21 protein-coding genes are annotated in these 25,707 nt (G+C 70.0%); 8 read left to right on the forward strand and 13 right to left on the reverse strand.

Annotated features, from left to right (window positions below; all coding sequences use genetic code 11):
• Nucleotides 1-49 precede the first annotated feature (49 nt).
• Nucleotides 50-1,126, forward strand: coding sequence for a LacI family DNA-binding transcriptional regulator (locus tag AB0E02_RS23030; protein WP_362142161.1), 1,077 nt, complete (start codon nt 50-52; stop codon nt 1,124-1,126).
• 43 nt (nt 1,127-1,169) lie between these two features.
• Here the strand turns inward: AB0E02_RS23030 and prcA are convergent, their stop codons facing one another.
• The 6 genes from prcA to arc all read right to left on the reverse strand — a co-directional run bounded on the left by prcA (nt 1,170) and on the right by arc (nt 7,171).
• Nucleotides 1,170-2,033 carry a proteasome subunit alpha gene (gene prcA / locus AB0E02_RS23035; protein ID WP_362142163.1) on the reverse strand — a complete coding sequence of 288 codons (864 nt, stop codon included), beginning with the start codon at nt 2,031-2,033 and terminating at the stop codon, nt 1,170-1,172.
• Between the two features lie 63 nt (nt 2,034-2,096).
• Entirely contained in the window at nt 2,097-2,942 is an 846-nt protein-coding gene (prcB, locus tag AB0E02_RS23040) for a proteasome subunit beta (protein WP_030414304.1), read from the reverse strand.
• Nucleotides 2,894-3,163, reverse strand: a complete 270-nt coding sequence (locus AB0E02_RS23045; protein WP_362142195.1) for an endonuclease domain-containing protein — start codon at nt 3,161-3,163, stop codon at nt 2,894-2,896. Before AB0E02_RS23045 ends, prcB begins: the two co-directional genes overlap by 49 nt.
• Nucleotides 3,164-3,210: 47 nt before the next feature.
• A complete protein-coding gene (locus tag AB0E02_RS23050; protein WP_030414306.1) occupies nt 3,211-3,429 on the reverse strand; it encodes a ubiquitin-like protein Pup in 219 nt (72 codons plus the stop codon).
• 189 nt (nt 3,430-3,618) lie between these two features.
• Entirely contained in the window at nt 3,619-5,130 is a 1,512-nt protein-coding gene (gene dop / locus AB0E02_RS23055; protein ID WP_078866244.1) for a depupylase/deamidase Dop, read from the reverse strand.
• Between the two features lie 274 nt (nt 5,131-5,404).
• A complete protein-coding gene (gene arc, locus AB0E02_RS23060; protein WP_362142166.1) occupies nt 5,405-7,171 on the reverse strand; it encodes a proteasome ATPase in 1,767 nt (588 codons plus the stop codon).
• A 249-nt stretch (nt 7,172-7,420) separates the two neighbouring features.
• On the opposite strand from arc, the gene AB0E02_RS23065 reads away from it, so the two are divergent.
• Complete coding sequence (locus AB0E02_RS23065) at nt 7,421-7,714, forward strand: ferredoxin (protein WP_030801836.1); 294 nt, start codon at nt 7,421-7,423, stop codon at nt 7,712-7,714.
• Nucleotides 7,715-7,774: 60 nt separating this feature from the next.
• On the opposite strand, the gene AB0E02_RS23070 is transcribed toward AB0E02_RS23065, so the two are convergent.
• From AB0E02_RS23070 to AB0E02_RS23080, 3 genes are all read right to left on the reverse strand, one after another.
• Entirely contained in the window at nt 7,775-8,347 is a 573-nt protein-coding gene (locus AB0E02_RS23070) for a hypothetical protein (RefSeq protein ID WP_362142197.1), read from the reverse strand.
• Nucleotides 8,348-9,291: 944 nt separating this feature from the next.
• Nucleotides 9,292-10,239 (reverse strand): tRNA (adenine-N1)-methyltransferase, encoded by a 948-nt coding sequence (locus AB0E02_RS23075; protein ID WP_362142169.1) that lies wholly within the window; start codon nt 10,237-10,239, stop codon nt 9,292-9,294.
• 94 nt (nt 10,240-10,333) lie between these two features.
• Nucleotides 10,334-11,644 (reverse strand): site-2 protease family protein, encoded by a 1,311-nt coding sequence (locus tag AB0E02_RS23080; protein WP_362142171.1) that lies wholly within the window; start codon nt 11,642-11,644, stop codon nt 10,334-10,336.
• A 175-nt stretch (nt 11,645-11,819) separates the two neighbouring features.
• Between AB0E02_RS23080 and AB0E02_RS23085 the strand changes: the two genes are divergently transcribed.
• Together AB0E02_RS23085 and AB0E02_RS23090 are read left to right on the forward strand one after the other, a co-directional pair.
• Entirely contained in the window at nt 11,820-12,740 is a 921-nt protein-coding gene (locus tag AB0E02_RS23085) for a PD-(D/E)XK nuclease family protein (RefSeq protein WP_362142173.1), read from the forward strand.
• A gap of 190 nt (nt 12,741-12,930) precedes the next feature.
• Nucleotides 12,931-13,602 carry a response regulator transcription factor gene (locus AB0E02_RS23090; protein ID WP_030801847.1) on the forward strand — a complete coding sequence of 224 codons (672 nt, stop codon included), beginning with the start codon at nt 12,931-12,933 and terminating at the stop codon, nt 13,600-13,602.
• A 153-nt stretch (nt 13,603-13,755) separates the two neighbouring features.
• On the opposite strand, the gene AB0E02_RS23095 is transcribed toward AB0E02_RS23090, so the two are convergent.
• From AB0E02_RS23095 to metH, 4 genes are all read right to left on the reverse strand, one after another.
• Nucleotides 13,756-15,354: an ABC transporter substrate-binding protein gene (locus tag AB0E02_RS23095; protein ID WP_362142175.1), complete on the reverse strand. Its 1,599-nt coding sequence runs from the start codon at nt 15,352-15,354 to the stop codon at nt 13,756-13,758.
• An 89-nt stretch (nt 15,355-15,443) separates the two neighbouring features.
• Nucleotides 15,444-17,051 (reverse strand): ABC transporter substrate-binding protein, encoded by a 1,608-nt coding sequence (locus AB0E02_RS23100; protein ID WP_362142177.1) that lies wholly within the window; start codon nt 17,049-17,051, stop codon nt 15,444-15,446.
• A gap of 374 nt (nt 17,052-17,425) precedes the next feature.
• Nucleotides 17,426-18,139: an HAD family phosphatase gene (locus tag AB0E02_RS23105; protein ID WP_030414716.1), complete on the reverse strand. Its 714-nt coding sequence runs from the start codon at nt 18,137-18,139 to the stop codon at nt 17,426-17,428.
• 222 nt (nt 18,140-18,361) lie between these two features.
• Complete coding sequence (gene metH / locus AB0E02_RS23110) at nt 18,362-21,871, reverse strand: methionine synthase (protein ID WP_362142179.1); 3,510 nt, start codon at nt 21,869-21,871, stop codon at nt 18,362-18,364.
• A gap of 260 nt (nt 21,872-22,131) precedes the next feature.
• Between metH and AB0E02_RS23115 the strand changes: the two genes are divergently transcribed.
• From AB0E02_RS23115 to AB0E02_RS23130, 4 genes are all read left to right on the forward strand, one after another.
• On the forward strand, nt 22,132-22,896 hold the full coding sequence (locus tag AB0E02_RS23115; RefSeq protein ID WP_030414718.1) for an IclR family transcriptional regulator: 765 nt from the start codon (nt 22,132-22,134) through the stop codon (nt 22,894-22,896).
• 224 nt (nt 22,897-23,120) lie between these two features.
• Nucleotides 23,121-23,909 carry an MIP/aquaporin family protein gene (locus tag AB0E02_RS23120; protein ID WP_030801859.1) on the forward strand — a complete coding sequence of 263 codons (789 nt, stop codon included), beginning with the start codon at nt 23,121-23,123 and terminating at the stop codon, nt 23,907-23,909.
• A gap of 46 nt (nt 23,910-23,955) precedes the next feature.
• A complete protein-coding gene (glpK, locus tag AB0E02_RS23125; RefSeq protein WP_362142182.1) occupies nt 23,956-25,497 on the forward strand; it encodes a glycerol kinase GlpK in 1,542 nt (513 codons plus the stop codon).
• Nucleotides 25,498-25,510: 13 nt separating this feature from the next.
• Nucleotides 25,511-25,707: FAD-dependent oxidoreductase (locus tag AB0E02_RS23130; RefSeq protein ID WP_362142184.1), on the forward strand; the 197-nt coding region annotated here is incomplete at its 3' end.

Genomic DNA, 25,707 nt, shown 5'->3' on the forward strand with positions numbered 1-25,707 from the left:
CGACCCGCGGTCCACCCCGCAGCGGCCCGAGCGAGGAGCGAGACACCCCGTGACCAGCCAGAAGGCCACGCCCCCCGGCCACCGCCCGGCCACCGCCCGCGCCACCAGCCGCGATGTGGCCCGGGCCGCCGGCGTCTCCCAGGCCGCCGTCTCGCTCGTCCTCGGTGACAAATGGCGCGGCCGGGTCTCCCCCGGGAAGGCCGAGGCGGTCCGGGTGGCCGCCCGCGAGCTGGGCTACCGCCCCAACCTCGCCGCCCGCAGCCTCCGCATGGGCCGCACCCGCACCGTGCTCCTCGTCGTCCCCGCCCTCACCACGGAATTCTTCGCCCGGGTCTACACCGGAGCCGCCCGGATCGCCGCCGACCACGGCTTCGGCGTCGTCCTCTACCCCTCCCCCGAGGGCATCGGCCCGGCCCGTGACCCCTTCGACTCCGCGGCCGCCACCCTCGACGGAGTGATCGCCTCCTCCATGGCCGCCGAGGCCCTCACCGCCCTGCGCGCCGCCGACCTCCCCCTCGTCATGCTCGACAGCGACCCCGACGACGCGCGCGCGAGCGCCACCGTCAACCTCGACATCGCCTCCGGCGCCCGGCAGTTGACCGGCCATCTGACCGCGCTCGGGCACCGCCGCATCACCCACCTCGCCGCCGACGTCCGCTCCTGGACCTTCGAGGTGCGCGCCCGGGCCGTCACCGAGGCCCTCGACGCCGTCCCCGGTACGCTGCTGCGCCGGCAGCCCGCCGCCCTCGGCGTCGACGCCGGTCTGCAGGCCGCACACGCCGCGCTGACCGGCCCCGGCCCCCGCCCCACCGCCCTGCTCTGCGACGACGACATCATCGCCGCCGGGGCCTGCAAGGCCGTACGCCGCCTCGGCCTGCGGGTCCCCGAGGACGTCTCGGTGACCGGCTTCGACGACCTCGCCCTCGCCCTCGCGGTGGAGCCCGAGCTGACCACCGTACGGCTGCCCGCGGAGGAGTTCGGCGAGGCCGGGATGCGCGCCCTGATGGCCGTGCTCGACGGCCGTCCCGCGCAGGAACCCACCCTGCCGGTCGAACTGGTCACCCGCGGCTCCACCGCCCCGCCGCCGGCCGGGCCGGACAACGCGGCGCGCCCCGGCGGGCAGTGACCCACCGGGGCGCGCACACCGGGCACCGGCCCGGAAACCGTCCTTACAGCAGCGGTTCGCCGTCCGGACCGTCCTTGCCCTTGACGTCCTTGACGTCCTTGTCCTTGACGTCCTTGTCCTTGGTGCCGCCGCCCTTGGCGCCCTTGCCGCCGGCGCCCTCCGTACCGGCGTCCGCGTCCGCCGCCGGCTCCTCGGCGCCCGCCGGTCCGCTCTCCTCCAGGAGACGGGACAACTGGCGGCCCAGGATCCGCTTGAACTTGCGCTGCTGCGGCCGCGTACGGTCCAGCGTCGCCACTTCGAGCTGCTCCGCGGTCAGCCGGCGCTCGCCGCCGTTGTTGTCCCGCGACAGGGACTCCACGGCCAGCTTCAGCGCCTCGGACAGCGTCATGCCGTCACGGTGCCGCTGGTCCAGATAGCTGCTGATCTGGTCCGCATTGCCGCCGACCGCCACCGAGCCGTGCTCGTCGACGATCGAGCCGTCGTGCGGCAGCCGGTAGATCTGGTCCTCCTCGGGGGCACTGCCCACCTCGGCGACGATCAGCTCCACCTCGTACGGCTTCTCGGCGGCGCTGGAGAAGATCGTGCCGAGCGTCTGGGCGTAGACATTGGCCAGACCGCGCGCGGTCACGTCCTCGCGGTCGTAGGTGTATCCCCGCAGATCGGCATAGCGGACACCGCCGATCCGCAGATTCTCGAACTCGTTGTATTTCCCGACCGCCGCGAAGGCGATCCGGTCGTAGATCTCGCTGACCTTGTGCAGGGCGCGGGAGGGATTCTCGGCGACGAAAACCACGCCGTCGGTGTATTGCAGCACCACGACGCTACGGCCGCGCGCAATGCCCTTGCGGGCGTATTCGGCGCGGTCGGCCATGGCCTGCTGGGGTGAGACATAGAACGGCGTCGACACCGGCTATCCGTCCCTTCCTGTCAAAAGCTCTCTCAGTGGCGGCATTGCGGAACGTCCGTCCCGTCAGAGCAGCGCGGCCCGCGGGCCGTCGGGCTGGTCGAGGCGGCGCTCGTGAATGGCACGGGCGATGTCCGCGACCTCCTCGTCGGACAGCCTCCGGAAGCCCTCGTCGGTGATCACCGTGACGATCGGGTAGATCCGTCGCGCCATGTCGGGCCCACCGGTCGCCGAGTCGTCGTCCGCCGCGTCGTACAGGGCCTGGACGACCGCGGTGGCGGCCTGACCCTCCGTGAAGTCCTCCTGGAAGAGCTTCTTCAGGGCGCTGCGCGCGAAGACCGAGCCGGAGCCGGTCGCGGCGAAGCCCTGCTCCTCGGAGCGACCGCCGGTGACGTCGTACGAGAAGATCCGGCCCTTCTCGCGGTCGAGGTCGTAACCGGCGAAGAGCGGCACCACGGCCAGCCCCTGCATCGCCATTCCGAGATTGCTGCGGATCATCGTCGACAGGCGGTTCGCCTTGCCCTCCAGGGAGAGTTGGGCGCCTTCGACCTTTTCGAAGTGCTCCAGCTCCAGCTGGAACAGCTTGACCATTTCGACGGCGAGACCGGCGGTGCCGGCGATTCCGACCGCGCTGTATTCGTCGGCCGGGAAAACCTTCTCGATATCACGCTGCGCAATGACATTGCCCATCGTCGCCCGGCGGTCGCCGGCCAGCACCACTCCCCCGGGGAACGTCGCGGCCACGATCGTCGTGCCGTGCGGCGCCTCGATGGCTCCCTGCACCGGCGGCAACGGGCGGTTGCCCGGCAGCAGATCGGGTGCGTGCGCACCGAGAAAGTCCATGAACGACGAGGATCCAGGCGTCAGGAAGGCAGCTGGTAGACGCCCGGTGCTTCGAGTATTGGCTTCCACACGTTTCCTTCCGGATATGCGATGGCCCTGCGGTGTGCGCCCGGGTCATCCCTCAACTTGCCGAGTGCCGAGTTGCAGTTGATGCACGGTACGCCCCGGACCTTACCCGGCTCGTGGGCGTGATCCACATGCTGATCGTCCTGCGCGGGCCGGGACCGGGGCGAAGCGTGCGCGCGGTCCGGCCCGGCCGCACCGCGCGCAGCGCTTCGCACGCTGTTCATCCGTCGCTCGCCCACCCCGCCACCTTCGATGCGAAGGCTAAGGTGGTCTACTCTCCGCCCTTTTGCACGAAGGACCGCACGAAGTCCTCAGCATTCTCTTCGAGGACGTCGTCGATCTCGTCCAGGACGGAGTCCACGTCGTCGCTCAGCTTTTCCTGCCGTTCCTTGAGGTCCTCGGAGACCTGCGCGTCCTGCGCCTGCTCCTCGACCTCTTCGGTGGAACGGGTGGCCTTCGCCTGTCCGCCGCCGCTGTCCTTGGTCGCCATATCCCTCACCCCGCTCGGTTTGCCCCGCTCGATGTGACCTTCAAGATCCGACCCTACAAGCAGGGTCCGACATCGGCCCTGCTGTTGCTGCAACGCCCGGGGGTCACCTCGATGATTCCCGTACCGCGACGATTTCAGCCGCGAATCGGCGGGCGATCGCCGCGGATTCTGTCGTGCACCTGCCGCTCCTCAGCGGCCGGACAGCGTCCTCACCAGCTCCTCCGCGGTCCGGCAGCGGTCGAGCAGCTCCTTGACGTGCTTACGGGTACCGCGCAGCGGCTCCAGGGTGGGGACCCGCTGCAGGGAGTCGCGGCCGGGCAGGTCGAAGATGACCGAATCCCACGAGGCGGCCGCGACGTCGTCGGCGTACTGGTCCAGGCAGCGGCCCCGGAAATAGGCCCTGGTGTCCTCCGGCGGCTTCTGCTGGGCCCGCCGGACCTCGGCCTCGTCCAGGAGCCGCTTCATCTTGCCGCGGGCCGCCAGACGGTTGTACAGGCCCTTCTCGGGCCGCACGTCGGCGTACTGCAGGTCGATGAGGTGCAGCCGGGCGGCGTCCCAGTCCAGGCCGTCGCGGCGGCGGTAGCCCTCCATGAGCTCCCGCTTGGCCACCCAGTCCAGCTCGCCCGAGAGGCTCATCGGGTCGTTCTCCAGCCGGCCCAGCACGTCCTCCCACCTGGTCAGGACGTCCTTGGTCTGCTCGTCCGCATCCGCTCCGTAACGGTCCTCCACGTATTTGCGGGCCAGCTCGAAGTACTCCATCTGGAGCTGGACGGCGGTGAGCGTACGGCCGCTGCGGAGGGTGATCAGGCGCTGCAGGGTGGGGTCGTGCGAGACCTGGTGGAGGGTGCGGACGGGCTGGTCGACGGCCAGGTCGACGGCGATGAAGCCGTCCTCGATCATGGACAGGACCAGGGAGGTCGTGCCCAGCTTGAGGTAGGTCGAGATCTCGGAGAGGTTCGCGTCGCCGATGATCACGTGCAGCCGGCGGTATTTCTCGGCGTCGGCGTGCGGCTCGTCGCGGGTGTTGATGATGGGCCGCTTGAGGGTCGTCTCCAGGCCGACCTCCACCTCGAAGTAGTCGGCGCGCTGGCTGAGCTGGAAGCCGTGCTCGTGGCCGTCCTGGCCGATGCCGACCCGTCCGGCGCCGGTGACGACCTGGCGGGAGACGAAGAACGGGGTCAGGTGGCGCACGATGTCCGAGAACGGGGTCTCCCGTTTCATCAGGTAGTTCTCGTGCGTGCCGTAGGAGGCGCCCTTGTTGTCGGTGTTGTTCTTGTAGAGGTGGATCGGCTGGGCGCCGGGCACCTGGGCGGCCCGCTCGGCGGCCTCGGCCATGATCCGTTCGCCGGCCTTGTCCCACAGGACGGCATCGCGGGGGTTGGTGACCTCGGGGGCACTGTATTCGGGGTGTGCGTGGTCGACGTAGAGCCTGGCGCCGTTGGTGAGGATCACATTGGCCAGGCCGATGTCCTCGTCCGTGAGCTGGCTGGCGTCGGCGTTCTCGCGTGCGAGGTCGAAGCCGCGGGCGTCCCGCAGCGGGTTCTCCTCCTCGAAATCCCAGCGGGCACGGCGTGCCCGGTGCATCGCGGCCGCGTAGGCGTTGACGACCTGGGATGAGGTGAGCATGGCATTGGCGTTCGGGTGGCCGGGGACGGAGATCCCGTACTCCGTCTCGATTCCCATTACTCGCCGTACGGTCATGCGGCCCTCCTTGCCCGGCGGCGCCCCCGGATGGGGTCGGCGCTCAAGTACCGCTGCGCTTCCGTTCCGCGTGCGTGCCCCACGCCCGCACAGCGTGACGCAGCGGTACCGAAGAGCCTAGAACGCCTTTGCGGCGCTGGGGAGATCATTACAGTCATTGCTCCAGTCCGGTTTTCCCTGGTCCATCGCTCTGAAATGGGGCGGCTGCGGCGTCCCCGGAAATGCGTCCGGCTGCGGACGCCCCGTGCAGGACATCCGCAGCCGGCGAGCGGTGTTACAGGTATTGGCCGGTATTCGCCACCGTGTCGATGGAGCGACCGGTGTCGGCGCCTTGTTTTCCGGTGACCAGAGTGCGGATGTAGACGATCCGCTCGCCCTTCTTTCCGGAGATCCGGGCCCAGTCGTCCGGGTTCGTGGTGTTCGGCAGGTCCTCATTCTCCTTGAACTCGTCCACGCAAGCCTGGAGGAGGTGGGAGACCCGCAGACCCTTCTGATTGTGTTCGAGGAAGGCCTTGATGGCCATCTTCTTGGCGCGTCCTACGATGTTTTCGATCATCGCACCGGAGTTGAAGTCCTTGAAGTAGAGGACTTCCTTGTCACCATTGGCGTAGGTGACCTCCAGGAAGCGGTTTTCCTCGGATTCCGCGTACATCTGCTCGACGACCGACTGGATCATCCCGCTGACCGCCGCCCGGCGCGAGTCGCCGTGCTCGGCGAGGTCGTCGGAGTGCAGCGGGAGGTTTTCCGTGAGGTACTTCGAGAAGATGTCCTTGGCGGCCTCCGCGTCCGGGCGCTCGATCTTGATTTTCACGTCGAGACGGCCGGGCCGCAGAATTGCCGGGTCGATCATGTCCTCGCGGTTGGAGGCGCCGATCACGATCACGTTCTCCAGGCCCTCGACGCCGTCGATCTCCGAGAGCAGCTGGGGGACGATGGTGTTCTCCACGTCCGAGCTGACGCCGGAGCCGCGGGTGCGGAAGAGCGAGTCCATCTCGTCGAAGAAGACGATGACGGGCGTGCCCTCGCTCGCCTTTTCCCGGGCGCGCTGGAAGACCAGCCGGATGTGCCGCTCCGTCTCACCGACGTACTTGTTGAGCAGCTCGGGGCCCTTGATGTTGAGGAAGAAGCTCTTCCCCGCGGGCTGCCCGGTCACCTCGGCGACCTTCTTGGCAAGGGAGTTGGCGACCGCCTTGGCGATGAGCGTCTTGCCACAGCCGGGCGGGCCGTAGAGCAACACGCCCTTGGGCGGGCGGAGTTCGTGCTCCTTGAAGAGGTCGGGGTAGAGGTACGGAAGCTCGACCGCGTCCCGGATCTGCTCGATCTGGCCGCCCAGACCGCCGATCTTGGTGTAGTCGATGTCCGGGACCTCTTCGAGGACGAGTTCCTCGACCTCGCTCTTCGGGATGACTTCGTAGACGTAGCCGGAGCGCGGTTCGAGAAGCAGGGCGTCGCCGGGGCGGATGGTGGTGTCCAGCAGCGGCTCGGCGAGCCTCACCACCCGCTCCTCGTCGGTGTGCCCGATGACCAGGGCGCGCACGCCGTCCTCAAGGATTTCCTTGAGGGTGACGATGTCGCCGGCGCTCTCGTACTCCATGGCCTCGACCACATTGAGCGCTTCGTTGAGCATGACCTCCTGGCCGCGCCTGAGGTCCTCGGTCTCCACGCTCGGGCTGACATTGACCCGGAGTTTTCTGCCTCCGGTGAAAATGTCGACCGTGCCGTCCTCGTTCGCCTGCAGGAAGACACCGAAGCCGGCCGGCGGCTGTGCGAGCCGGTCGACCTCTTCCTTGAGGGCGACGATCTGGTCACGGGCCTCGCGGAGCGTATTGGCGAGACGCTCGTTCTGCGCCGAGACGCCGGCCAGGTTGGTCTGCAGCTCGACGATCCGCTCTTCGAGAATCCTCGTGTGACGCGGAGAGTCGGCGAGCTTGCGTCGCAGGACGGCGATCTCCTGCTCGAGATAGGCAACCTGGCCGGCGGGATCTTCAGACCCCCGCCCCGGCCGGATGCCGCGGTTGATGTCGTCGTCGTGGGCTGCCACGGTCCTCACCTCCTCCAAGGAGCTGGACGCTTCCTGACCCTACCTGGGCCGGTGCAGGTTGAAACCCCTAGATCGAAAAGACTGTCGGGGTGTGTCCGATCTTCACCCTTGCGCACGTCCTCCCGCCAAGGGAATACCCACCCATCAACATCGGAAAGCGAGCGGTTGTATCGTCGAGTCGGTCAACACCCGTCAGGGCTGGCGCCACTTAGACAAAAACGGTTCACGTACGCAGGAACGGCAGGCGAGATGACCGCGCAGGACGAAGCCCCAGAGCTGGAAGTCTGGATCGACCAGGATCTCTGCACCGGGGACGGCATCTGTGCGCAGTACGCGCCGGAGGTCTTCGAGCTGGACATCGACGGTCTGGCCTACGTGAAGAGCGCCGATGACGAGCTGCTCCAGGAGGAGGGCGCCACAACGCCCGTCCCGCTGAAGCTGCTCGCCGACGTCCGGGACTCGGCGAAGGAGTGCCCCGGGGACTGCATTCACGTGCGGCGGGTCAGCGACCGCGTCGAGGTCTACGGCCCGGACGCCGAGTGAACCGACGCTGAGTGAACCGGAGGAAGCGGAAAGCTCCCTTCCCGCACCTTCTGTAATGACTCAGACACCTGTGGTGCTCGCCTCGGCGGGCAGTTCGCTCTGGATGAACTTCCCGTCCCGCCATTGCCATTTGACGCTCTTGTGCACGTCGGGGCAGCAGCGCGGCACGTTCAGGTCGGAGTAGCCCAGTAGCGCCGCCGAGATCACCCCGTGCTCCACCGCCAGGGACCGGACGCTGAGCTGCTGGGCGGGGGCGACCAGGGTCGCCACGATGCGCGGGGTGGCCTGCGGGTCGGTGGGACGGGCGAGGACGTAGACGCCGCTGGGCGGGGTGCCGGTGTCGCTGTGGCAGCGGACCACGGCGACCGTCTCGGTCGTGCCGTCGGCGTCGAGGTCGCCGGACGCCTTCTTGACCACCTCGGGGCGGTTGGGTCCGCAGGTGACCGGGAACGTGACCTTGCCGGGGTCGGGGGCGGAGGAATACCGGCCGGCCGCGGTGTTGCGGGCGGTGGTGGCGGTGGCGTCGGGGGGCTGGACGAAGGACGCGGCCGCGACGACCGCCGAGAGGGCGGTGGCGGTGGCGAGCCAGTGCATGGGGCGCGGCTGGGTGTGCAAGAGGTCCTGGCCTGCCATGGGCTGCACGCGGGGTAACTCCTGTGAAGTGCTGTGCCGGTGGGAGTGCCCAGCATCGTTCCACAGGACAGGGCGGCAAGGAACCGGCTGGACGGGAGTTTTCGGGGTTTCCCGTGGGGGTTCCGTAAGGGTTGTCGTCGGGGATCCCTCGGGGCCCCTTAGGGGATCCCTTAGGGGTCGTGTGAGCCCCTGACCGGTGAACGGAGGGGGGACGGTGGGGGTTCCCGGGCGGTGGACGCACGGGGGTGGACGCTGGGGGGCGGGACGGGGGCGTGTCTGGGGCCGGGGACCTGTGGCCCCGTGGCCGGGAGGGGCCGTGCCTGGGGGGCCAGGGGCCCGTGGCCGGGAAGGGGCTGTGTCTGAGGGCGGGCCCGTGGCCGGGAGGGGCCGTGTCTGGGGGCGGGGGCCCGTGGCCGGAAGGGGCCGTGTCTGAGGGCGGGCCCGTGGCCGGGAGGGGCCATGTCTGGGGGCGGGGGCCCGTGGCCGGAAGGGGCCATGTCTGGGGGAACCCCGGGGGCCGGGGGCGGGACGGGGCCCGTGGCCCGCTGGGGGATTGGGCCCGTGGCCGGAAACCAGGGGCGCCATGGCCGGGAACTGGAGGCGCCGGGGCGGGAACGGGAGGCGCCATGGCCGGGAACGCAAGGCGCCGTGGCCGGAAACCGGGGGCACCGGGGCCGGGAAGTGGGGGTGCCAGGGCCGGGGACCGAGGGTGTCGTCGGCCGGTTTGTGGGCGGAGGCGTCTGAGGGGTGGTCGGCGGAGGGTGCGCTGAGGGTTTGTGTGGCCGGGTACGGGAGGTGGCGTCAGCGGTTTCTGGGGCCGGGGCGGGCGCTGCTGTGGGTGGGGAACGGAAGGCGCCGCCGGCGGGTTCCGGGGAGGAACTCGGCGGCGGCGCCCAGGGGTTCGGTGGCCGGTTGCGGGCGGCCGGTGACGGTGTGTGGAGGGGTCAGGCGGCGTCGGTGGGGTCGACCGGGGTGGCCGTGCCCTTGTCCTTGCCGGCTGCCTTCTCGCGGCCGCCCGGGCCGGTGTAGTCCTCGCCGTACGCGCCCTTGGCCGGGCGGCGGCGGCGGAGCGGGGGCTCGACGCCGTCGGCGAGGCGGCGGGCGGTGAGCAGGAAGCCGGTGTGGCCGATCATGCGGTGGTCGGGACGGACCGCGAGGCCCTCGACGTGCCAGGTGCGGACCATGGTTTCCCAGGCCGACGGCTCGTTGAAGGTGCCGTGCTCGCGGATCGCCTCGACGGTGCGGGCCAGCTGGGTGGTGGTCGCGACGTAGGCGCAGAGGATGCCGCCGGGCACCAGGGCCTTGGAGACGGCCTCCAGGCACTCCCAGGGGGCGAGCATGTCCAGGATGACGCGGTCGACGTCGGTGTCGGAGAGGTTGTCCTGGAGGTCACCGACGGTGAGCGTCCATGCCGGGTGCGGGCCGCCGAAGTAGCGCTCGACGTTCTGCGTGGCGATCTCGGCGAAGTCGGCGCGACGCTCGTAGGAGTGCAGCATGCCGTCGTCGCCGATGGCGCGCAGCAGGAAGCTGCTGAGCGAGCCGGAGCCCACGCCCGCCTCGACGACGCGTGCGCCGGGGAAGATGTCGGCCATCGCCAGGATCTGCCCCGCGTCCTTGGGGTAGACCACGGCGGCGCCGCGGGGCATGGACAGGACGTAGTCGGGGAGCAGCGGGCGCAGCGCGAGGTAGGCGACGTTCCCGGTGGTACGGACAACGCTGCCCTCGGGAGCACCGATCAGCTCGTCGTGGGGGAAGGCTCCCTTGTGGGTGTGGAAGCTCTTTCCCTCTTCGAGCGTGAAGGTGTAGTGGCGTCCCTTGGGGTCGGTGAGCTGGACCTGGTCCCCGACCTTGAAGGGCCCGCGACGGCGGGCGGCACCGGTCGGTTCGGACATGTGACCAGCCTACCGGGCCGTGGGGCCGCCACTGACCACGGGCGAGGGAGCAGGGGCGAGTGAGCAGGGGCTGCGGCGCGGGGGTGGGCGGAGTCTAGTTGGGGCGGGCCATCGCCGAGACGAAGGCGCGTTCGACGTCGGCGGTGGAGAGGACGCCGTAGATCTCGCCGGTCCGCTCGACGACGAGGTACTCGGTGGCGGGGGTGGCGCGGAGGTATTCCAGCAGGTCCTCGCCGGCGAGCTCGGCGGAGACCCGCATGCCGTCCTTGAGGTCCTGGGCGAGGGTGCCGACGGGTACCCAGGGGCGGCGGTGGTCGGGGACGCCGGCGATGGCGGCCTCGCGGACCAGGGCGGTGGGCCGCCCCTGGGGGTCGACGACGACCAGGGCGCGGGCTCCCGCGTCGTTGGCGCGGCGCAGGGCCTCGGAGAGCGGGGTGGCGGTCTCGACGGGCACCGCGCGCCGGGTGAGGGTGCGGGCGGTGAGGTCGGGGAGGCGTTCGCGGAGCCGGGCCATCCGCAGGCTGTTGCCGGCGCCGGTCCAGATGATGGCGGCGAGGATCGCGGCGAGCAGGGCGTCGGTGAGCGAGTCGGCGTCGCCGATCTCGGGGCGGGCGTTGCCGAGGGCGCCGGTGTGGGTGAGCAGCGGCAGGCCGATGAGGACGGTGACGGCGAGCGCGCGGCCGACCCAGGCGGCGGCAATGGTGCCGGTCATCGGTTTGCCGGTGATCTTCCAGACGACGGCGCGGAGCATCCGGCCGCCGTCCAGCGGGAGGCCGGGCAGCAGGTTGAAGATCGCGACGATGAGGTTGGAGATCATCAGGCCGGCGAGCAGGACGCCGGGGACCGTGCCCGGTTCGACCAGCTGCATCCCGGCGTAGAAGAGGGCGGCGAGGACGAGGGAGAGCAGCGGGCCGACGAAGGCGAGGACGAATTCCCGGCCGGGGCTCTCGCTCTCCTTCTCGATCTCCGAGACGCCACCGAAGAACTGGAGCTGGATGCGGCGGACGGGGAGCTTGAAGCGGAGCGCGGCGACGGTGTGGGCCAGCTCGTGGACGAGGACCGAGGCGTAGAAGGCGACGGCGAAGAAGAGCGAGACGAGGTAGCGGGCGGCGCCGAGCTCGGGCAGCACGCGCTCCAGTTGCCCGCCGAAGACCCAGGTGATCAGGGCGGCGACCAGGAACCAGCTGGGGGCCACGTAGACGGGGACGCCGAAGGGACGGCCCATCAGGATGCCGCCGCCGCTGCCCTTCCCGCCCGGTGGCGGCGCCTTGGGGGCGCCGGTGTCCTCGATGCCCTTGGTGTCGCTGGTGTCGGTGTCTTTGATGTCCTTGGTGTCCTCGGGCGGCTCGGGCGGCTGGGGCCGCACGGACTCCTCGGGGTCCTGCGGCTTCCCGCTCTCGTCCACAGTGTCCCCTCATCGAATACGGCTTTCGCCCCTGCTCGGCCTGATATCCCGATCATGCAGGGCGCAGGGGTCCGGCGTCGATGGTATGCGGAGTGGCGTGCGCCGGTCGGCTGCGGGGCGCCTCCGGCGCAGGGCCGTCCACGCCTGTCAGTGGCGGGCCGTAGGGTTTTGTGCCATGGGATGGAGCACGGAGCAGGACGGCGCGGGCACGCAGGGTGTGCAGGACGCCCAGGAGGGGTCCGGTGCGGGGGCCGCTGAGGAGCGGGGCGGGGAGCCGGCGCGGCCGCCGGTGGCGCTGTCGCCGTCGCGGGCGAGCGATTTCATGCAGTGCCCGTTGCTCTACCGCTTCCGGGTGATCGACCGGCTGCCGGAGAAGCCGAGCCCGGCGGCGACCCGGGGCACGGTCGTCCATGCGGTGCTGGAGCGGCTCTTCGACGCCCCGGCGGCGGCGCGTACGGCGGCTGGGGCCCGCGCCATGGTGCCGGGCGAGTGGGAGCGGCTGCTGGCCAAGCGGCCGGAGCTGGCGGAGCTGTTCGCGGACGATCCGGGGGGTGAGCGGCTGGCGGCGTGGCTGGCGGAGGCCGAGGCGCTGGTGGAGCGGTGGTTCTCGCTGGAGGATCCGCAGCGGCTGGAGCCGGCCGACCGTGAGCTGTACGTCGAGACGGAGCTTGCGTCGGGGCTGCGGCTGCGGGGCTTCATCGACCGGGTGGACGTCGCGCCGACTGGCGAGGTGCGGATCGTCGACTACAAGACGGGGAAGGCGCCGCGGCCGCAATTCGCCGAGGGCGCGCTGTTCCAGATGAAGTTCTACGCGCTGGTGATGTGGCGGCTGCGGGGTGTGGTGCCGCGGCGGCTGCAGCTGGTCTATCTGGGCAGCGGCGAGGTGCGGACGTACGACCCGGGTGAGGCCGATCTGCGGGCGGCGGAGCGGAAGTTGCTGGCGCTGTGGGAAGCGATCCGGCTGGCGACGGAGACGGGCGACTGGCGGCCGCGGCCGACGAAGCTGTGCGGCTGGTGCGACCACCGGGCGCACTGTCCGGAATTCGGCGGTACTCCCCCGGTCTACCCGCTGCCGGTTGCCCGTGCGGGTGACTGACGGGCCTTCGGCCGGGGGCCGGGGGTCGACCCTCGGGAGACACAGGCGCTGCCGGTGCGGGTGACTGACGGCCTTCGGCCGTGGGCCCGGGGGTCGGGCCCACAGGAAGCACAGGCGCTGCCCGTGCGCCCGGGGGACGGCGGCGGGGGGCCGCAGGGCAGAATGGGGCCGATCTAACGAAGGAGAGCTCGTGGCCATCCGCGTCCTGCTGGTCGACGACCAGCCCCTGCTGCGTACGGGATTCCGGATGATTCTGGAGGCGGAGCAGGACCTGGCCGTCGTCGGTGAGGCCGGTGACGGTCTGCAGGCGCTGGAGCAGGTGCGCGCGCTGCAGCCCGATGTGGTGCTGATGGACATCCGGATGCCCCGGATGGACGGGGTCGAGGCGACCCGGCAGATCACCGGTCCGGCGAAGGACGGGCCGGCGAAGGTGCTGGTGCTGACGACCTTCGACCTGGACGAGTACGTCGTCGAGGCGTTGCGGGCGGGGGCCAGCGGGTTCCTGCTGAAGGACGCGCCGGCGAACGAACTGGTGCAGGCGATCCGGGTGGTGGCGGCGGGCGAGGCGATGCTGGCGCCGAGCATCACCCGGCGGCTGCTGGACAAGTACGCCGGGCATCTGCCGTCGGGTGAGGAGCCGGTGCCGGACACCCTGCACACCCTCACCGACCGGGAGGTGGAGGTCCTCAAGCTGGTGGCCCGCGGGTTGTCGAACGCGGAGATCGCGGCGGACCTGTTCGTCAGCGAGACGACGGTCAAGACGCATGTGGGCCATGTGCTGACGAAGCTGGGGCTGCGCGACCGGGTGCAGGCGGCGGTGTACGCGTACGAGAGCGGCCTGGTGCGCCCGGGAGCGCAGTAGCCGGGCCCGGAGGGGCCACGGAGGCCGTTACGGCGCTCGTGAGGGCGGGTACGGCGGCGGGGCCGGTCCGGGGAGGGAAACCTCCCGGGACCGGCCCCGCTGTCGTGCAGTGCGTCCGTCGGTGCGCCCGTCAGTGCCTCGTCAGGGCGTCCGTCAGGCGTCGGTCGCCTTGCTGATCTCCCAGAACCGGAAGACGGTCGAGGCGTCCAGGGTCCACTCCAGGCCGGTGACGCCGTTCCGGGCCACCGCGTACTGCTTGCCCTGCCAGATCGGGATGATCGGCACGTCACGGGCGACGATGTCCTGCAGCTCGCGGAACGCCGTCTTGGTGGCGGCGCGGTTCTGCTCGTCGGCCGTCTTGGGCAGCAGCCGGCCGGTGATGGCGGGCGAGTTGTAGTGGTTGAACAGCACGCTGTCCTTGCCGAAGAACGGCTGGGTGAAGTTGTCGGGGTCCGGGTAGTCGGGGATCCAGCCCTTGACGTAGACGCCGAACCGGCCGTCGGCGACGCCCTTTTCGTACTCGTCGGTGGGTACCGAGCGCACCTTGGCGTCGAACAGGCCGCTGGCGTTGAGCTGTTGGGCGATCTCCTGGAAGGCCGGGACGGTGCCGGGGCCGAACCGGTCGGGGGTCGCCCACAGGGTCAGCGGGACCTTGCCGGACAGGCCGGAGGCGCGCAGTGCGGCCTTGGCCTTGTCGGGCTGCGGGCGGTCGCCGTAGGTGTTGAAGAACGAGGTGCTGTGGCCGGTGATGCCGGCCGGGACGACCGAGTAGAGCGGTTCGGCGGTGCGCTGGTAGACGTCCCGGACGAGGGTGGAGCGGTCCAGGAGGTAGGCGATCGCCTTGCGGACGCCGGCCTGCTTGGCGACCGGGTCCTTCATGTTGAAGACCATGTACATGGCCTCGGCGCTGCCGCCCTCGATGACCTGGGTGCCGTGCTGCTGGTTCAGGGAGGCATTGTCCAGGTGGGCGATGTCCTTCATGGCCAGGCCTCGGTAGGCGAGGTCGACGTCGCCGCTCTCGACGGCCTTCTTGAGCTTGCCCGGCTCGTCGAAGAACTTCACGGTCATCCCGGAGTTCTTGACCTTGGCGGGGCCCTTGTAGCGCTCGTTGACGGAGAAGACGGCCCGGTCCTTGCCGTACGACTTGAGGGTGTAGACCCCGGAGCCGGTGGCCTTGCCGTCGGTGCGCAGCCGGTCGGCCGGGTAGGCGGTGTGGTCGACGATGGAGCCGGCACCCGAGGCGATCTTCATGGGGAAGGTGGCGTCGGGCGTCTTGAGGTGGAAGACCACGGTCTTGGCGTCCGGCGTCTCGACCTTGTCGAGGGCCGCGAACATCACGGCCGGGCCGTTCTTGTCCTTGATCCGCTGGGTGCGGTCGAAGGAGAACTTGACGTCCTTCGAGGTCAGCGGGTCACCGTTGCTGAAGTGGAGGCCGTCCTTCAGGGTGCAGCGGTAGACCTTGCTGTCCGCGTCGGTGAAGCCGCAGCGCTGGGCGGCCTCCGGCTCGGGGGTGTTGCCGCCCTTGGGGAAGCTCAGCAGGGACTGGAAGACGTTGTTGAACAGCAGCCAGGAACCCGGGTCGTAGCCGGCTGCCGGGTCGGTGGCCACGACCTTGTCCGTCATTCCCATGACGACCGGCTCGCCGTGGCCGGCCGCCGCCGAGTCGTCGGTGCCGCACCCGGCGAGCGCGAGCAGGGCTGTCGCCAGCCCCGCTCGGATCGGGGCGGCCAGCCGCGGGTCACGCTTCCTCACTAAAGGTCCTCACGTTCTGGGTGGTGCCTGTCGGGCCGCGGCGGGGACACCGCGGCGGGTGTGCCGCATCCGGGGGGATGCGGCGGGGGTCAGTCGGCGACGCCTCGGCCGAGCTCCCAGATCTGGAGGCCGGAGGCGGAGTTGAGGGCCCAGCCGATGCCGGTGATGTCGTCGCGGGCGGCGACGTACTGCTTGCCCTGCCACAGCGGGAGCAGCGGAACGTCGTCGGCGATGATGTCCTGGGCCTGCTTGAATTCGGCGCCCGCCGCGTTGCGGTCGGTCTCCTGGCGGCTGGCCGGGATCAGCTGCGACTCGATCTTGGGGTTGCGGTAGGGGATGCCGAGGAAGTTCCGCTTGCCGATGAACGGCGCGATGTAGTTGTCGGCGTCCGGAATGTCGGCGAACCAACCCATGTGGTAGACGGTGTACTTGCCGGCCTGCGAGTTGGTGCGGTACTGCTGCCAGCTGTCGACGCCCTTGAGGCTGACGTCGAACAGCTTGGTGTCGTTGAGCTGCTTCTGCAGCACCCGGACTTCCTTGCCGGTGCTGGGACCGTAGTGGTTCGTGGTGTAGGCGAGGGTGAACTTCACCGGGGTGGTGATGTTCGCCTGCTGCAGCGTCTTCCGGGCGGCGGCGACGCCGGGGTTCCCGTACTTGGTGAAGAACGAGTTGATGTGACCGGTGAGGCCGGTGGGCACCATCGAGTAGAGCGGGTCACTGGTGTAGGAGTAGACGTCGCGCACCAGATCGGAGCGGTTGACGATCTGTGCCATCGCCTGGCGCACGGCCTTGTTGGAGACGACCGGGGCCTTGGTGTTGAAGGCCAGGTAGCGGATCTCCTGGCCCGGCATCTCCTGGAGGGCGATGTGCTGGGCGCGGGCGTTCTCCAGACCGCGGATCTGGTCGGACGCCAGGCCGCGGTTCATCAGGTCGATGTCGCCCTTGCGCAGCGCCTTCTCCGTGGCCGCCGAATCGGCGAAGAACCGCATCTCCACCTTGTCGTTCTTCACGCTCATCCCGCCCTTGTAGTCGGGGTTCTTGGTGAAGACGGCCTTGGTGATGTGGCTGCCGCTGTGCTCGGCCTTGAGGGTGTACGGGCCGGAGCCGACCACGTCGAAGCCGTTGTACAGGCGGCTCTTGGGGTACACCTGGCTGTCGACGATGGCCGCGGCCGGGGTGGCGAGCTTCTCCGAGAAGGTGGCGTCCGGCTTGGAGAGGTGGAAGACCACGGTCTTGGCGTCCGGCGCCTCGACGGTGTCGATGTCGTCGAGCAGCGCCACCGGGCCGTTGCTGTTGTTGATGGTCCGCATGCGGTCGATGGAGAACTTGACGTCCTCGGCCGTCAGGGCATGACCGTTCGAAAACTTCAGGCCACTGCGCAGGGTGCAGCGGTACTGCTCGTTCTGGGTGTCGCGGAACCCGCAGGACTCGGCCGCGTCGGGCACCGGCGTGGTGCCGGACCGGGGCAGCCGCATCAGCGTCTGCAGGGTGCTGCGCAGCACGTTCCACGCGTCGACGTCGTAGGCCTGCGCCGGGTCGAGCGGGGCCGGCGCGGCCTTCGTCGCCTCGATCTGGGCGGCGACGCCCACCACGATCGGATCGCCGCCATCGCCCGCACCGTCCGTGCTTCCACAGGCCGCGAGTACGGGGGCAAGGAGACCGGCCAGCGCCGGCAGCACCAGGGTCTTGCGATTCATCGTCGGCAGGTTCCTTATCAGCGCAGAGGTGTTGCTCGCGTCGACATTAGTAGGAACGGCCAGCCGCGCCGGGACACAAAGGAGTTGAACGGATAAGGGTCCCGGATAACGTCGGCGGGGTGATCGATATCCGGACGGTGGAACGATCCGCGCGTTGCTCCACCAATCCGGACACTTACCCCCGTAGAAACCTCCGAACGGGGCCCGTGGAACACCTGACGGGCCCGCTGTCGATGCCACGGCACGTGAGAAACGTCACGCATTCCCAGCTCTGCGGCGATGTATCAATTCAGTCAGGATGCCCCCCGCCCTTTCGTCACGGAAAATGAGCGGTCCGCTGCCCTGAGTTCTTCCGGGGATTTGGCGGGACACGCTCAGTGCACGGCGCCGCGGCTTTCCGTGATGAGCGACCGGAGAAATGCGAGATCGACTTCTTCCAGCGAGCGGACCAGGCTGCGGCCCGGGGCGGCCGGGATCGGGGTCACCGAGGGGACCGCGACGACCGGGCAGCCGGCCGCCTCGCCCGCCCGCACCCCGGTCAGGGTGTCCTCGATGACCACGCAGCGTGCCGGGTCCACCCCGAGCCGCGCGGCGGCCGTGACGTACGGGTCCGGGTGCGGCTTGGTGCGGGGCAGGTCGTCGCCCGCCAGGGTCAGCCGGAAGTGTTCCGGCCCGAGGGACTGCAGCATCCGGTCGACGATGGTGCGGTGCGAGGCGGAGACCAGCGCGGCGGGCACCTCGTGGGCGGCCAGCTCGGCCAGCAGCCGGTGGGCGCCCGGCATCAGGGGTACGCCGCGGGCGATCCGGGCCAGGAAGGCGGCGTTGAGCAGCACGCTGAGCTCGGTCAGGCCGATGTCGGCGCCGGTGGCCTGAATCAGATACCCGGCGCTGCGGGTCATCGGCCCGCCGACGACCACCTCGCGGTGGGCGTCGTCGAGGACGTGGCCGAGCTCGGCGAACACCTGCGCCTCGGCCTCCCACCAGAACCCCTCCGTGTCGACGAGGGTGCCGTCGAGGTCGAGGAAGACGGCCTGGAGGGTCGCGGCGCCGCCCGTCCGGGTGCCGACTGCGGGGATGCTGCTGGTCATCCATCCACCTCCGTTACGCGTCCCACAAGGGACGAAAAGGCCGGTCGCCATCCCCGGCTGGGGGATACGACCGGCCACTACCGGATCGATAAGTGTACGACGGTGTGCGCCGGAATGCGTGCCGACGACCGGACGGCAGCGGCCGGGGCCGCCCGGTACGACTCCGGACGGCCCCGGCCGCTCACGCTGCGTCACGCCGGGCGGGGCCCGGCGGTACGGACGTCACCTGGCGTTGAAGTACTTCGCCTCTGGGTGGTGGATGACGATGGCGTCGGTGGACTGCTCCGGGTGCAGCTGGAACTCCTCGGAGAGCTGGACCCCGATCCGCTCCGGCTGCAGCAGGTCGGCGATCTTGGCGCGGTCCTCCAGGTCGGGGCAGGCGCCGTAGCCCAGCGAGAAGCGGGCACCGCGGTACTTGAGCGCGAACATGTCCTCGACGTTGTCGGGGTCCTCGCCGCCGAAGCCCAGCTCGGCGCGGACCCGGGCGTGCCAGTACTCGGCCAGCGCCTCGGCCAACTGGACGGACAGGCCGTGCAGTTCGAGGTAGTCGCGGTAGGAGTTGGCCTCGAAGAGCTCGGCGGTGGCGGCGCCGATCCGGGAGCCGACGGTGACGACCTGGAGGCCGACGACGTCGGTCTCGCCGGACTCCTCCGGGCGGAAGTAGTCCGCCAGGCACAGCCGGCGGCCGCGGCGCTGGCGCGGGAAGGTGAAGCGGGTGCGCTCGGTGCCGTCCTCGTGGAGCAGGATCAGGTCCTCGCCCTTGGAGACGCAGGGGAAGTAGCCGTGGACGACCGCGGCCTCCAGGAGGTTCTCGGTCTGCAGCTTGTCGAGCCAGCCGCGCAGCCGGGGGCGGCCCTCGGTCTCCACCAGCTCCTCGTACGTCGGGCCCTCGCCGGTGCGGGCCTGCTTGAGGCCCCACTGGCCCTTGAAGAGGGCGCCCTCGTCCAGCCAGGAGGCGTAGTCGGCGAGCTGGATGCCCTTGACGACCCGGGTGCCCCAGAACGGCGGGGCGGGGACCGGGTTGTCGGTGGCGACGTCGGAGCGCACCGCGCCCTCGGGCTCCTCGATCTCCAGCGCCGCGGTGTCCCGCTTGGGGACCCGGCGCTGCTTGAGCTCGGGGAGGGCCGCGCCGGGCACTCCGCGCTTGACGGCGATCAGGGCGTCCATCAGCCGCAGGCCCTCGAACGCGTCGCGGGCGTAGCGGACCTCGCCCTCGTAGATCTCGTGCAGGTCCTGCTCGACGTAGGCGCGGGTGAGGGCGGCGCCGCCGAGGATGACGGGGTAATCGGCCGCCATCTTGCGCTGGTTGAGCTCCTCCAGGTTCTCCTTCATGATCACCGTGGACTTGACCAGGAGCCCGGACATGCCGATGACGTCGGCCCGGTGTTCCTCGGCGGCATCCAGGATCGCCGAGACCGGCTGCTTGATGCCGAGGTTGACGACGTTGTAGCCGTTGTTGGACAGGATGATGTCGACGAGGTTCTTGCCGATGTCGTGGACGTCGCCGCGGACGGTGGCCAGGACGATGGTGCCCTTGCCCTCGTCGTCGGACTTCTCCATGTGCGGCTCCAGGTAGGCCACCGCGGTCTTCATGACCTCGGCGGACTGCAGCACGAACGGCAGCTGCATCTGGCCGGAACCGAAGAGCTCGCCGACGACCTTCATGCCGTCCAGGAGGGTGTCGTTGACGATGTCGAGGGCGGGGCGGTCCTGCAGGGCCGCGTCGAGGTCGGCCTCCAGGCCGTTCTTCTCGCCGTCGATGATGCGCCGCTTGAGGCGCTCCTCCAGCGGCAGCGCAGCCAGCTCCTCGGCCTTGCCGGCCTTCAGCGACTTGGCGGTGGCGCCCTCGAAGAGCTGCATGAGCTTCTGCAGCGGGTCGTAGCCCTCGGACCGCCGGTCGTGGATCAGATCCAGGGCGGTGGTGACCTGCTCCTCGTCGAAGCGCGCGATCGGCAGGATCTTGGACGCGTGCACGATCGCCGAGTCCAGGCCCGCCTTGACGCACTCGTCCAGGAAGACGGAGTTCAGCAGGATACGGGCGGCCGGGTTCAGACCGAAGGAGATGTTGGACAGGCCCAGGGTGGTCTGCACGTCCGGGTGGCGCCGCTTCAGCTCCCGGATCGCCTCGATGGTGGCGAGGCCGTCCTTGCGGGACTCCTCCTGGCCGGTGCAGATGGTGAAGGTCAGGGTGTCGATGAGGATGTCCGCCTCGTGGATGCCCCAGTTCCCGGTGAGGTCGTCGATGATCCGCTCGGCGATCTCGACCTTCTTCTCGGGCGTACGGGCCTGGCCCTCCTCGTCGATCGTCAGCGCGATCAGCGCGGCGCCGTGCTCCTTGGCCAGGGCGGTGACCTTGGCGAACCGGGACTCCGGTCCGTCACCGTCCTCGTAGTTCACGGAGTTGATCACCGCGCGGCCGCCGAGCTTCTCCAGGCCGGCCTGGATGACGGGCACCTCGGTGGAGTCCAGGACGATCGGCAGGGTGGAGGCGGTGGCGAAGCGGCCGGCCAGCTCCTCCATGTCGGCGACGCCGTCCCGGCCCACGTAGTCGACGCACAGGTCGAGCATGTGGGCGCCCTCGCGGATCTGGTCGCGGGCCATCTCCACGCAGTCGTCCCAGCGGCCCTCCAGCATCGCCTCGCGGAACTTCTTCGAGCCGTTGGCGTTGGTCCGCTCGCCGATCGCCAGGTAGGAGGTGTCCTGGCGGAACGGCACGGTCTGGTAGAGGGACGCGGCGCCCGGCTCGGGGCGCGGCCGGCGCTCGGGCGGGGTGAGGTCGCGGACCCGCTCCACGACCTGCCGCAGGTGCTCGGGCGTCGTACCGCAGCAGCCGCCGACCAGCGACAGGCCGTACTCGGCGACGAAGGTCTCCTGGGCGTCGGCCAGCTCCCGGGGCGTCAGCGGGTAGTGCGCGCCGTCCTTGCCGAGGACCGGCAGGCCCGCGTTGGGCATGCAGGACAGCGGGATGCGGGAGTGCCGGGCGAGGTAGCGCAGGTGCTCGCTCATCTCGGCCGGGCCGGTGGCGCAGTTCAGGCCGATCATGTCGATGCCGAGCGGTTCCAGCGCGGTCAGCGCGGCGCCGATCTCGGAGCCCAGCAGCATGGTGCCGGTGGTCTCGACGGTGACCGAGCAGATCACCGGGAGGTCGGTGCCGGTGGCCGTGAGGGCGCGGCGGGCGCCCAGGATGGCGGCCTTGGTCTGCAGCAGGTCCTGGGTGGTCTCGACGAGCAGGGCGTCCGCGCCGCCGGCGATCATGCCCTCGGCGTTCTGCTGGTAGGCGTCGCGGAGGGTGACGTAGGGGGCGTGCCCGAGGGTGGGCAGCTTGGTGCCGGGGCCCATGGAGCCCAGGACGTAGCGCTGCTGTCCGGTGGAAGCGGTGAACTCGTCGGCGACCTCGCGGGCGATCCGGGCGCCGGCCTCGGACAGCTCGTGGACCCGCTCGGGGATGTCGTACTCGGAAAGGGCGGCGTGGTTTGCGCCGAACGTGTTGGTTTCGACGCAGTCGACGCCGACCGCGAAGTACTCCTCGTGCACCGAACGGACGATGTCGGGCCGGGTGAGGTTGAGGATCTCGTTGCAGCCCTCCAGCTGCTGGAAGTCCTCCATGGTCGGGTCCTGGGCCTGCAGCATGGTGCCCATCGCCCCGTCGGCGACCACCACCCGCGTGGCCAGGGCCTCACGCAGGGACTGGATGCGGGCGGTAGGGGTGGACGATGGCGTGTTCGAGGCCATGGAGATGCTCCCGTGGTTGCGACGGCTGTCGGCTTTGCACCCCCCTTCAGGGGGCGCACCCGGCCAGCGTAGCTGCCGGTCCGGTACACGTGTTCCCCGTTCCAGGGCGTGGACAGCACCGCGCCACCCCCGTTGGTGGGCCGTTCGTGATCATTGGCAAACTCCGGTGCACCCGCCCAGTAGTCACGGTGCCCTGCCTTCAGTCGGCATGGGCCGATATCGTTCAGCATTGTCGAACTGCTCACTTCGGAGGTTGCCCGATGGCACGCACCATCCAGTCGTTGGAGCGGGCCGCCGCGATGCTGCGGCTGCTCGCGGGAGGTGAGCGGCGGCTGGGCCTCTCGGACATCTCCTCCTCCCTCGGACTGGCCAAGGGCACCGCGCACGGAATCCTGCGCACCCTTCAGCAGGAGGGCTTCGTCGAGCAGGACGCGGTCTCGGGCCGCTACCAGCTGGGCGCGGAGCTGCTGCGGCTGGGCAACAGCTATCTGGACGTGCACGAGCTGCGCGCCCGCGCCCTGGTGTGGACCGACGACCTGGCCCGGTCCAGTGGCGAGGCGGTCTATCTGGGCGTCCTGCACCAGCAGGGGGTGCTGGTGGTGCACCACGTCTTCCGGCCGGACGACAGCCGGCAGGTGCTGGAGGTGGGGGCGATGCAGCCGCTGCACAGCACGGCGCTGGGCAAGGTGCTCTGCGCGTACGACCCGGTGGCGCACAGCGAGGTCGTCGAGGCGGACCGGGAGGCGTTCACGCCGCGCACGGTGACCGGTCTCGGGGACTTCGAGGGGCTGCTGGACCTGATCCGGGCCCGGGGCTGGGCCGCGGACGTGGAGGAGACGTGGGACGGCGTGGCGTCGGTGGCCGCACCGATCCATGACCGGCGGCGGATGCCGGTGGGCGCGGTGGGGATCACGGGGGCGGTGGAGCGGGTCTGCCGGGACGGCGAACTGCGGCCGGAAATCGTCGCTGCTGTGCGCGATTGTGCACGCGCGGTGTCCCGTGATCTTGGCGCAGGGCGGTTCTGACCCTTTCGCCCCTTAAGTTCACCTAAGTTTTTGGCCAAGTACCTCTTGACGGGGTTCGGGCGCTGAACAAAACTGCCGTTCATCGGTCGGCATTGTCGAACACCACACGGCAATATTCGCTATGGTGGGCAGTGCCGGGCCGAGCACCGCCCTCTCGGAGGGCGCGAACCACCGGAGGGACCCGGGGTTCGCCTTCCCCTGGACAAAGGACAAAGGAGTCGCCGGTGTCCAGCTCCGACATCTTCCTCAGCGAGACCATCGGTACCGCTGTACTGCTTCTCATGGGCGGCGGCGTCTGCGCCGCCGTCACGTTCAAGCGCTCCAAGGCGCACAACGCGGGGTGGGTGGCCATCACCTTCGGGTGGGGCTTCGCCGTCCTCACGGGTGCCTACATCGCCGCGAAGTCCGGCGCGCACCTCAACCCCGCGGTCACGATCGGCCTCGCCATCAAGGGCGCCGTCGCCTGGAGCCAGGTGCCGGTGTACCTGGCCGGCGAGATGCTCGGCGCCATGATCGGCGCCGTACTTGTCTGGGTCGTGTACTACGGACAGTTCCGTGCGCATCTGACCGATCCCGAGGTGCTGGCGGACCACACGAGCGAGGAGGGCATGGTCGACCAGGCCGCCGCCCCGAAGGCCGGCCCGGTCCTGGGCATCTTCTCCACCGGCCCGGAGATCCGCAATGCCGTGCAGAACCTCGCCACCGAGATCATCGCCACCACCGTGCTCGTGCTGTCGATCCTCACGCTCGGTCTGAGCGACAACGGCAAGGGCGTCGGCGTCATCGGCACCCTGCTGGTGGCACTGGTCGTCGTCGGCATCGGTCTGTCGCTGGGCGGCCCGACCGGATACGCCATCAACCCGGTCCGCGACCTCGGTCCGCGCATCGTGCACGCACTGCTGCCGCTGCCGAACAAGGGCGGTTCAGACTGGGGTTACGCCTGGATCCCGGTCGTCGGCCCGCTGATCGGCGGCGCCCTCGCCGGGGGCATCTACCAGGTGGCGTTCGCCTGATCCGCCCGACCGCCCCGCCGCCCGCACAGACTTCTTGGAGCACACCATGAGCGACACCCACAGCACCTCCTCCCACGGCCACGGACCGTTCATCGCGGCCATCGACCAGGGCACGACCTCCAGCCGCTGCATCGTCTTCGACAAGGACGGCCGGATCGTCTCGGTCGACCAGAAGGAGCACGAGCAGATCTTCCCGAAGCCGGGCTGGGTCGAGCACGACGCCTCCGAGATCTGGACCAACGTCCAGCAGGTCGTCGACGGCGCCGTGCAGAAGGCCGGCATCACCGCCGACGACGTCCGCGCCATCGGCATCACCAACCAGCGCGAGACCACCGTCCTCTGGGACAAGAACACCGGTGAGCCGGTCCACAACGCCATCGTCTGGCAGGACACCCGCACCGACGCGCTCTGCAAGGAGCTCGGCCGCAACGTCGGCCAGGACCGCTTCCGCCGGGAGACCGGTCTGCCGCTGGCCTCGTACTTCGCCGGCCCGAAGATCCGCTGGCTGCTCGACAACGTCGAGGGCCTGCGCGAGCGCGCCGAGCGCGGCGAGATCCTCTTCGGCACGATGGACTCCTGGGTCATCTGGAACCTCACCGGCGGCGTCAACGGCGGCCACCACGTCACCGACGTCACCAACGCCTCGCGCACCATGCTGATGAACCTCCACAACCTGGAGTGGGACGACAAGATCCTGGCGTCGATGGACATCCCGGCGGCCGTGCTGCCGGAGATCAAGTCGTCCGCCGAGGTCTACGGCCACACCGCCGGCGGCGTGCTGGCCGGCGTCCCGGTCGCCTCGGCGCTCGGCGACCAGCAGGCCGCGCTCTTCGGCCAGACCTGCTTCGCGCAGGGCGAGGCCAAGTCCACGTACGGCACCGGCACCTTCATGCTGATGAACACCGGCCACGAGCCGGTCAACTCCTACAACGGGCTGCTGACCACCGTCGGCTACCGGATCGGCGACCAGCAGCCGGTCTACGCTCTGGAGGGCTCGATCGCCGTCACCGGTTCGCTCGTCCAGTGGATGCGCGACCAGATGGGCCTGATCAACAGCGCGGCCGAGATCGAGACCCTGGCCAGTACGGTCGAGGACAACGGCGGCGCCTACTTCGTGCCGGCCTTCTCCGGCCTGTTCGCCCCCTACTGGCGCTCCGACGCGCGCGGTGTCATCGCGGGCCTGACCCGTTACGTCACCAAGGCGCACATCGCCCGCGCCGTTCTCGAGGCCACCGCCTGGCAGACCCGCGAGATCACCGACGCCATGACCAAGGACTCCGGCGTCGACCTGACCGCACTCAAGGTCGACGGCGGCATGACCTCCAACAACCTGCTGATGCAGACCATCTCGGACTTCCTGGACGCACCCGTGGTGCGCCCGATGGTCGCCGAGACCACCTGCCTCGGCGCTGCCTATGCGGCCGGTCTGGCCGTCGGCTTCTGGTCCAGCACCGACGAGCTGCGCGCCAACTGGCGCCGGGCCGCCGAATGGACCCCCCGCATGGACGCGGCCATCCGTGACCGCGAGTACAAGAACTGGCTCAAGGCCGTGGAGCGGACCATGGGCTGGCTCGACGACGAGAGCTGACGAGGAGCACAACATGAGCACCCTGCAGAGCGTCCCGGCCCTCGGGACGCACCCGGCCAACGGTTCGAACCCGAGCCGCGCCGAGACTCGGGAGCAGCTTTCCAAGGCGACCTATGACCTCCTGGTGATCGGTGGCGGCATCCTGGGCATCTCCACCGCCTGGCACGCCGCGCAGGCCGGACTGCGGGTGGCCCTGGTGGACGCCGGCGA

This window comes from Streptomyces sp. NPDC048196 (assembly GCF_040652715.1).
Classification (GTDB): Bacteria; Actinomycetota; Actinomycetes; order Streptomycetales; family Streptomycetaceae; genus Streptomyces; species Streptomyces siderophoricus.

Excerpts from the sequence above, each read along its gene's own strand:
- AB0E02_RS23045 (WP_362142195.1), bottom strand. The coding sequence starts at position 3,163 with ATGAACAGCGTGCGAAGCGCTGCGCGCGGTGCGGCCGGGCCGGACCGC.
- AB0E02_RS23050 (WP_030414306.1), bottom strand. The coding sequence starts at position 3,429 with ATGGCGACCAAGGACAGCGGCGGCGGACAGGCGAAGGCCACCCGTTCC.
- dop (WP_078866244.1), bottom strand. The coding sequence starts at position 5,130 with ATGACCGTACGGCGAGTAATGGGAATCGAGACGGAGTACGGGATCTCC.
- AB0E02_RS23065 (WP_030801836.1), top strand. The coding sequence starts at position 7,421 with ATGACCGCGCAGGACGAAGCCCCAGAGCTGGAAGTCTGGATCGACCAG.
- AB0E02_RS23070 (WP_362142197.1), bottom strand. The coding sequence starts at position 8,347 with ATGGCAGGCCAGGACCTCTTGCACACCCAGCCGCGCCCCATGCACTGG.
- AB0E02_RS23075 (WP_362142169.1), bottom strand. The coding sequence starts at position 10,239 with ATGTCCGAACCGACCGGTGCCGCCCGCCGTCGCGGGCCCTTCAAGGTC.
- AB0E02_RS23085 (WP_362142173.1), top strand. The coding sequence starts at position 11,820 with ATGGGATGGAGCACGGAGCAGGACGGCGCGGGCACGCAGGGTGTGCAG.
- AB0E02_RS23100 (WP_362142177.1), bottom strand. The coding sequence starts at position 17,051 with ATGAATCGCAAGACCCTGGTGCTGCCGGCGCTGGCCGGTCTCCTTGCC.
- AB0E02_RS23105 (WP_030414716.1), bottom strand. The coding sequence starts at position 18,139 with ATGACCAGCAGCATCCCCGCAGTCGGCACCCGGACGGGCGGCGCCGCG.
- metH (WP_362142179.1), bottom strand. The coding sequence starts at position 21,871 with ATGGCCTCGAACACGCCATCGTCCACCCCTACCGCCCGCATCCAGTCC.
- AB0E02_RS23115 (WP_030414718.1), top strand. The coding sequence starts at position 22,132 with ATGGCACGCACCATCCAGTCGTTGGAGCGGGCCGCCGCGATGCTGCGG.
- glpK (WP_362142182.1), top strand. The coding sequence starts at position 23,956 with ATGAGCGACACCCACAGCACCTCCTCCCACGGCCACGGACCGTTCATC.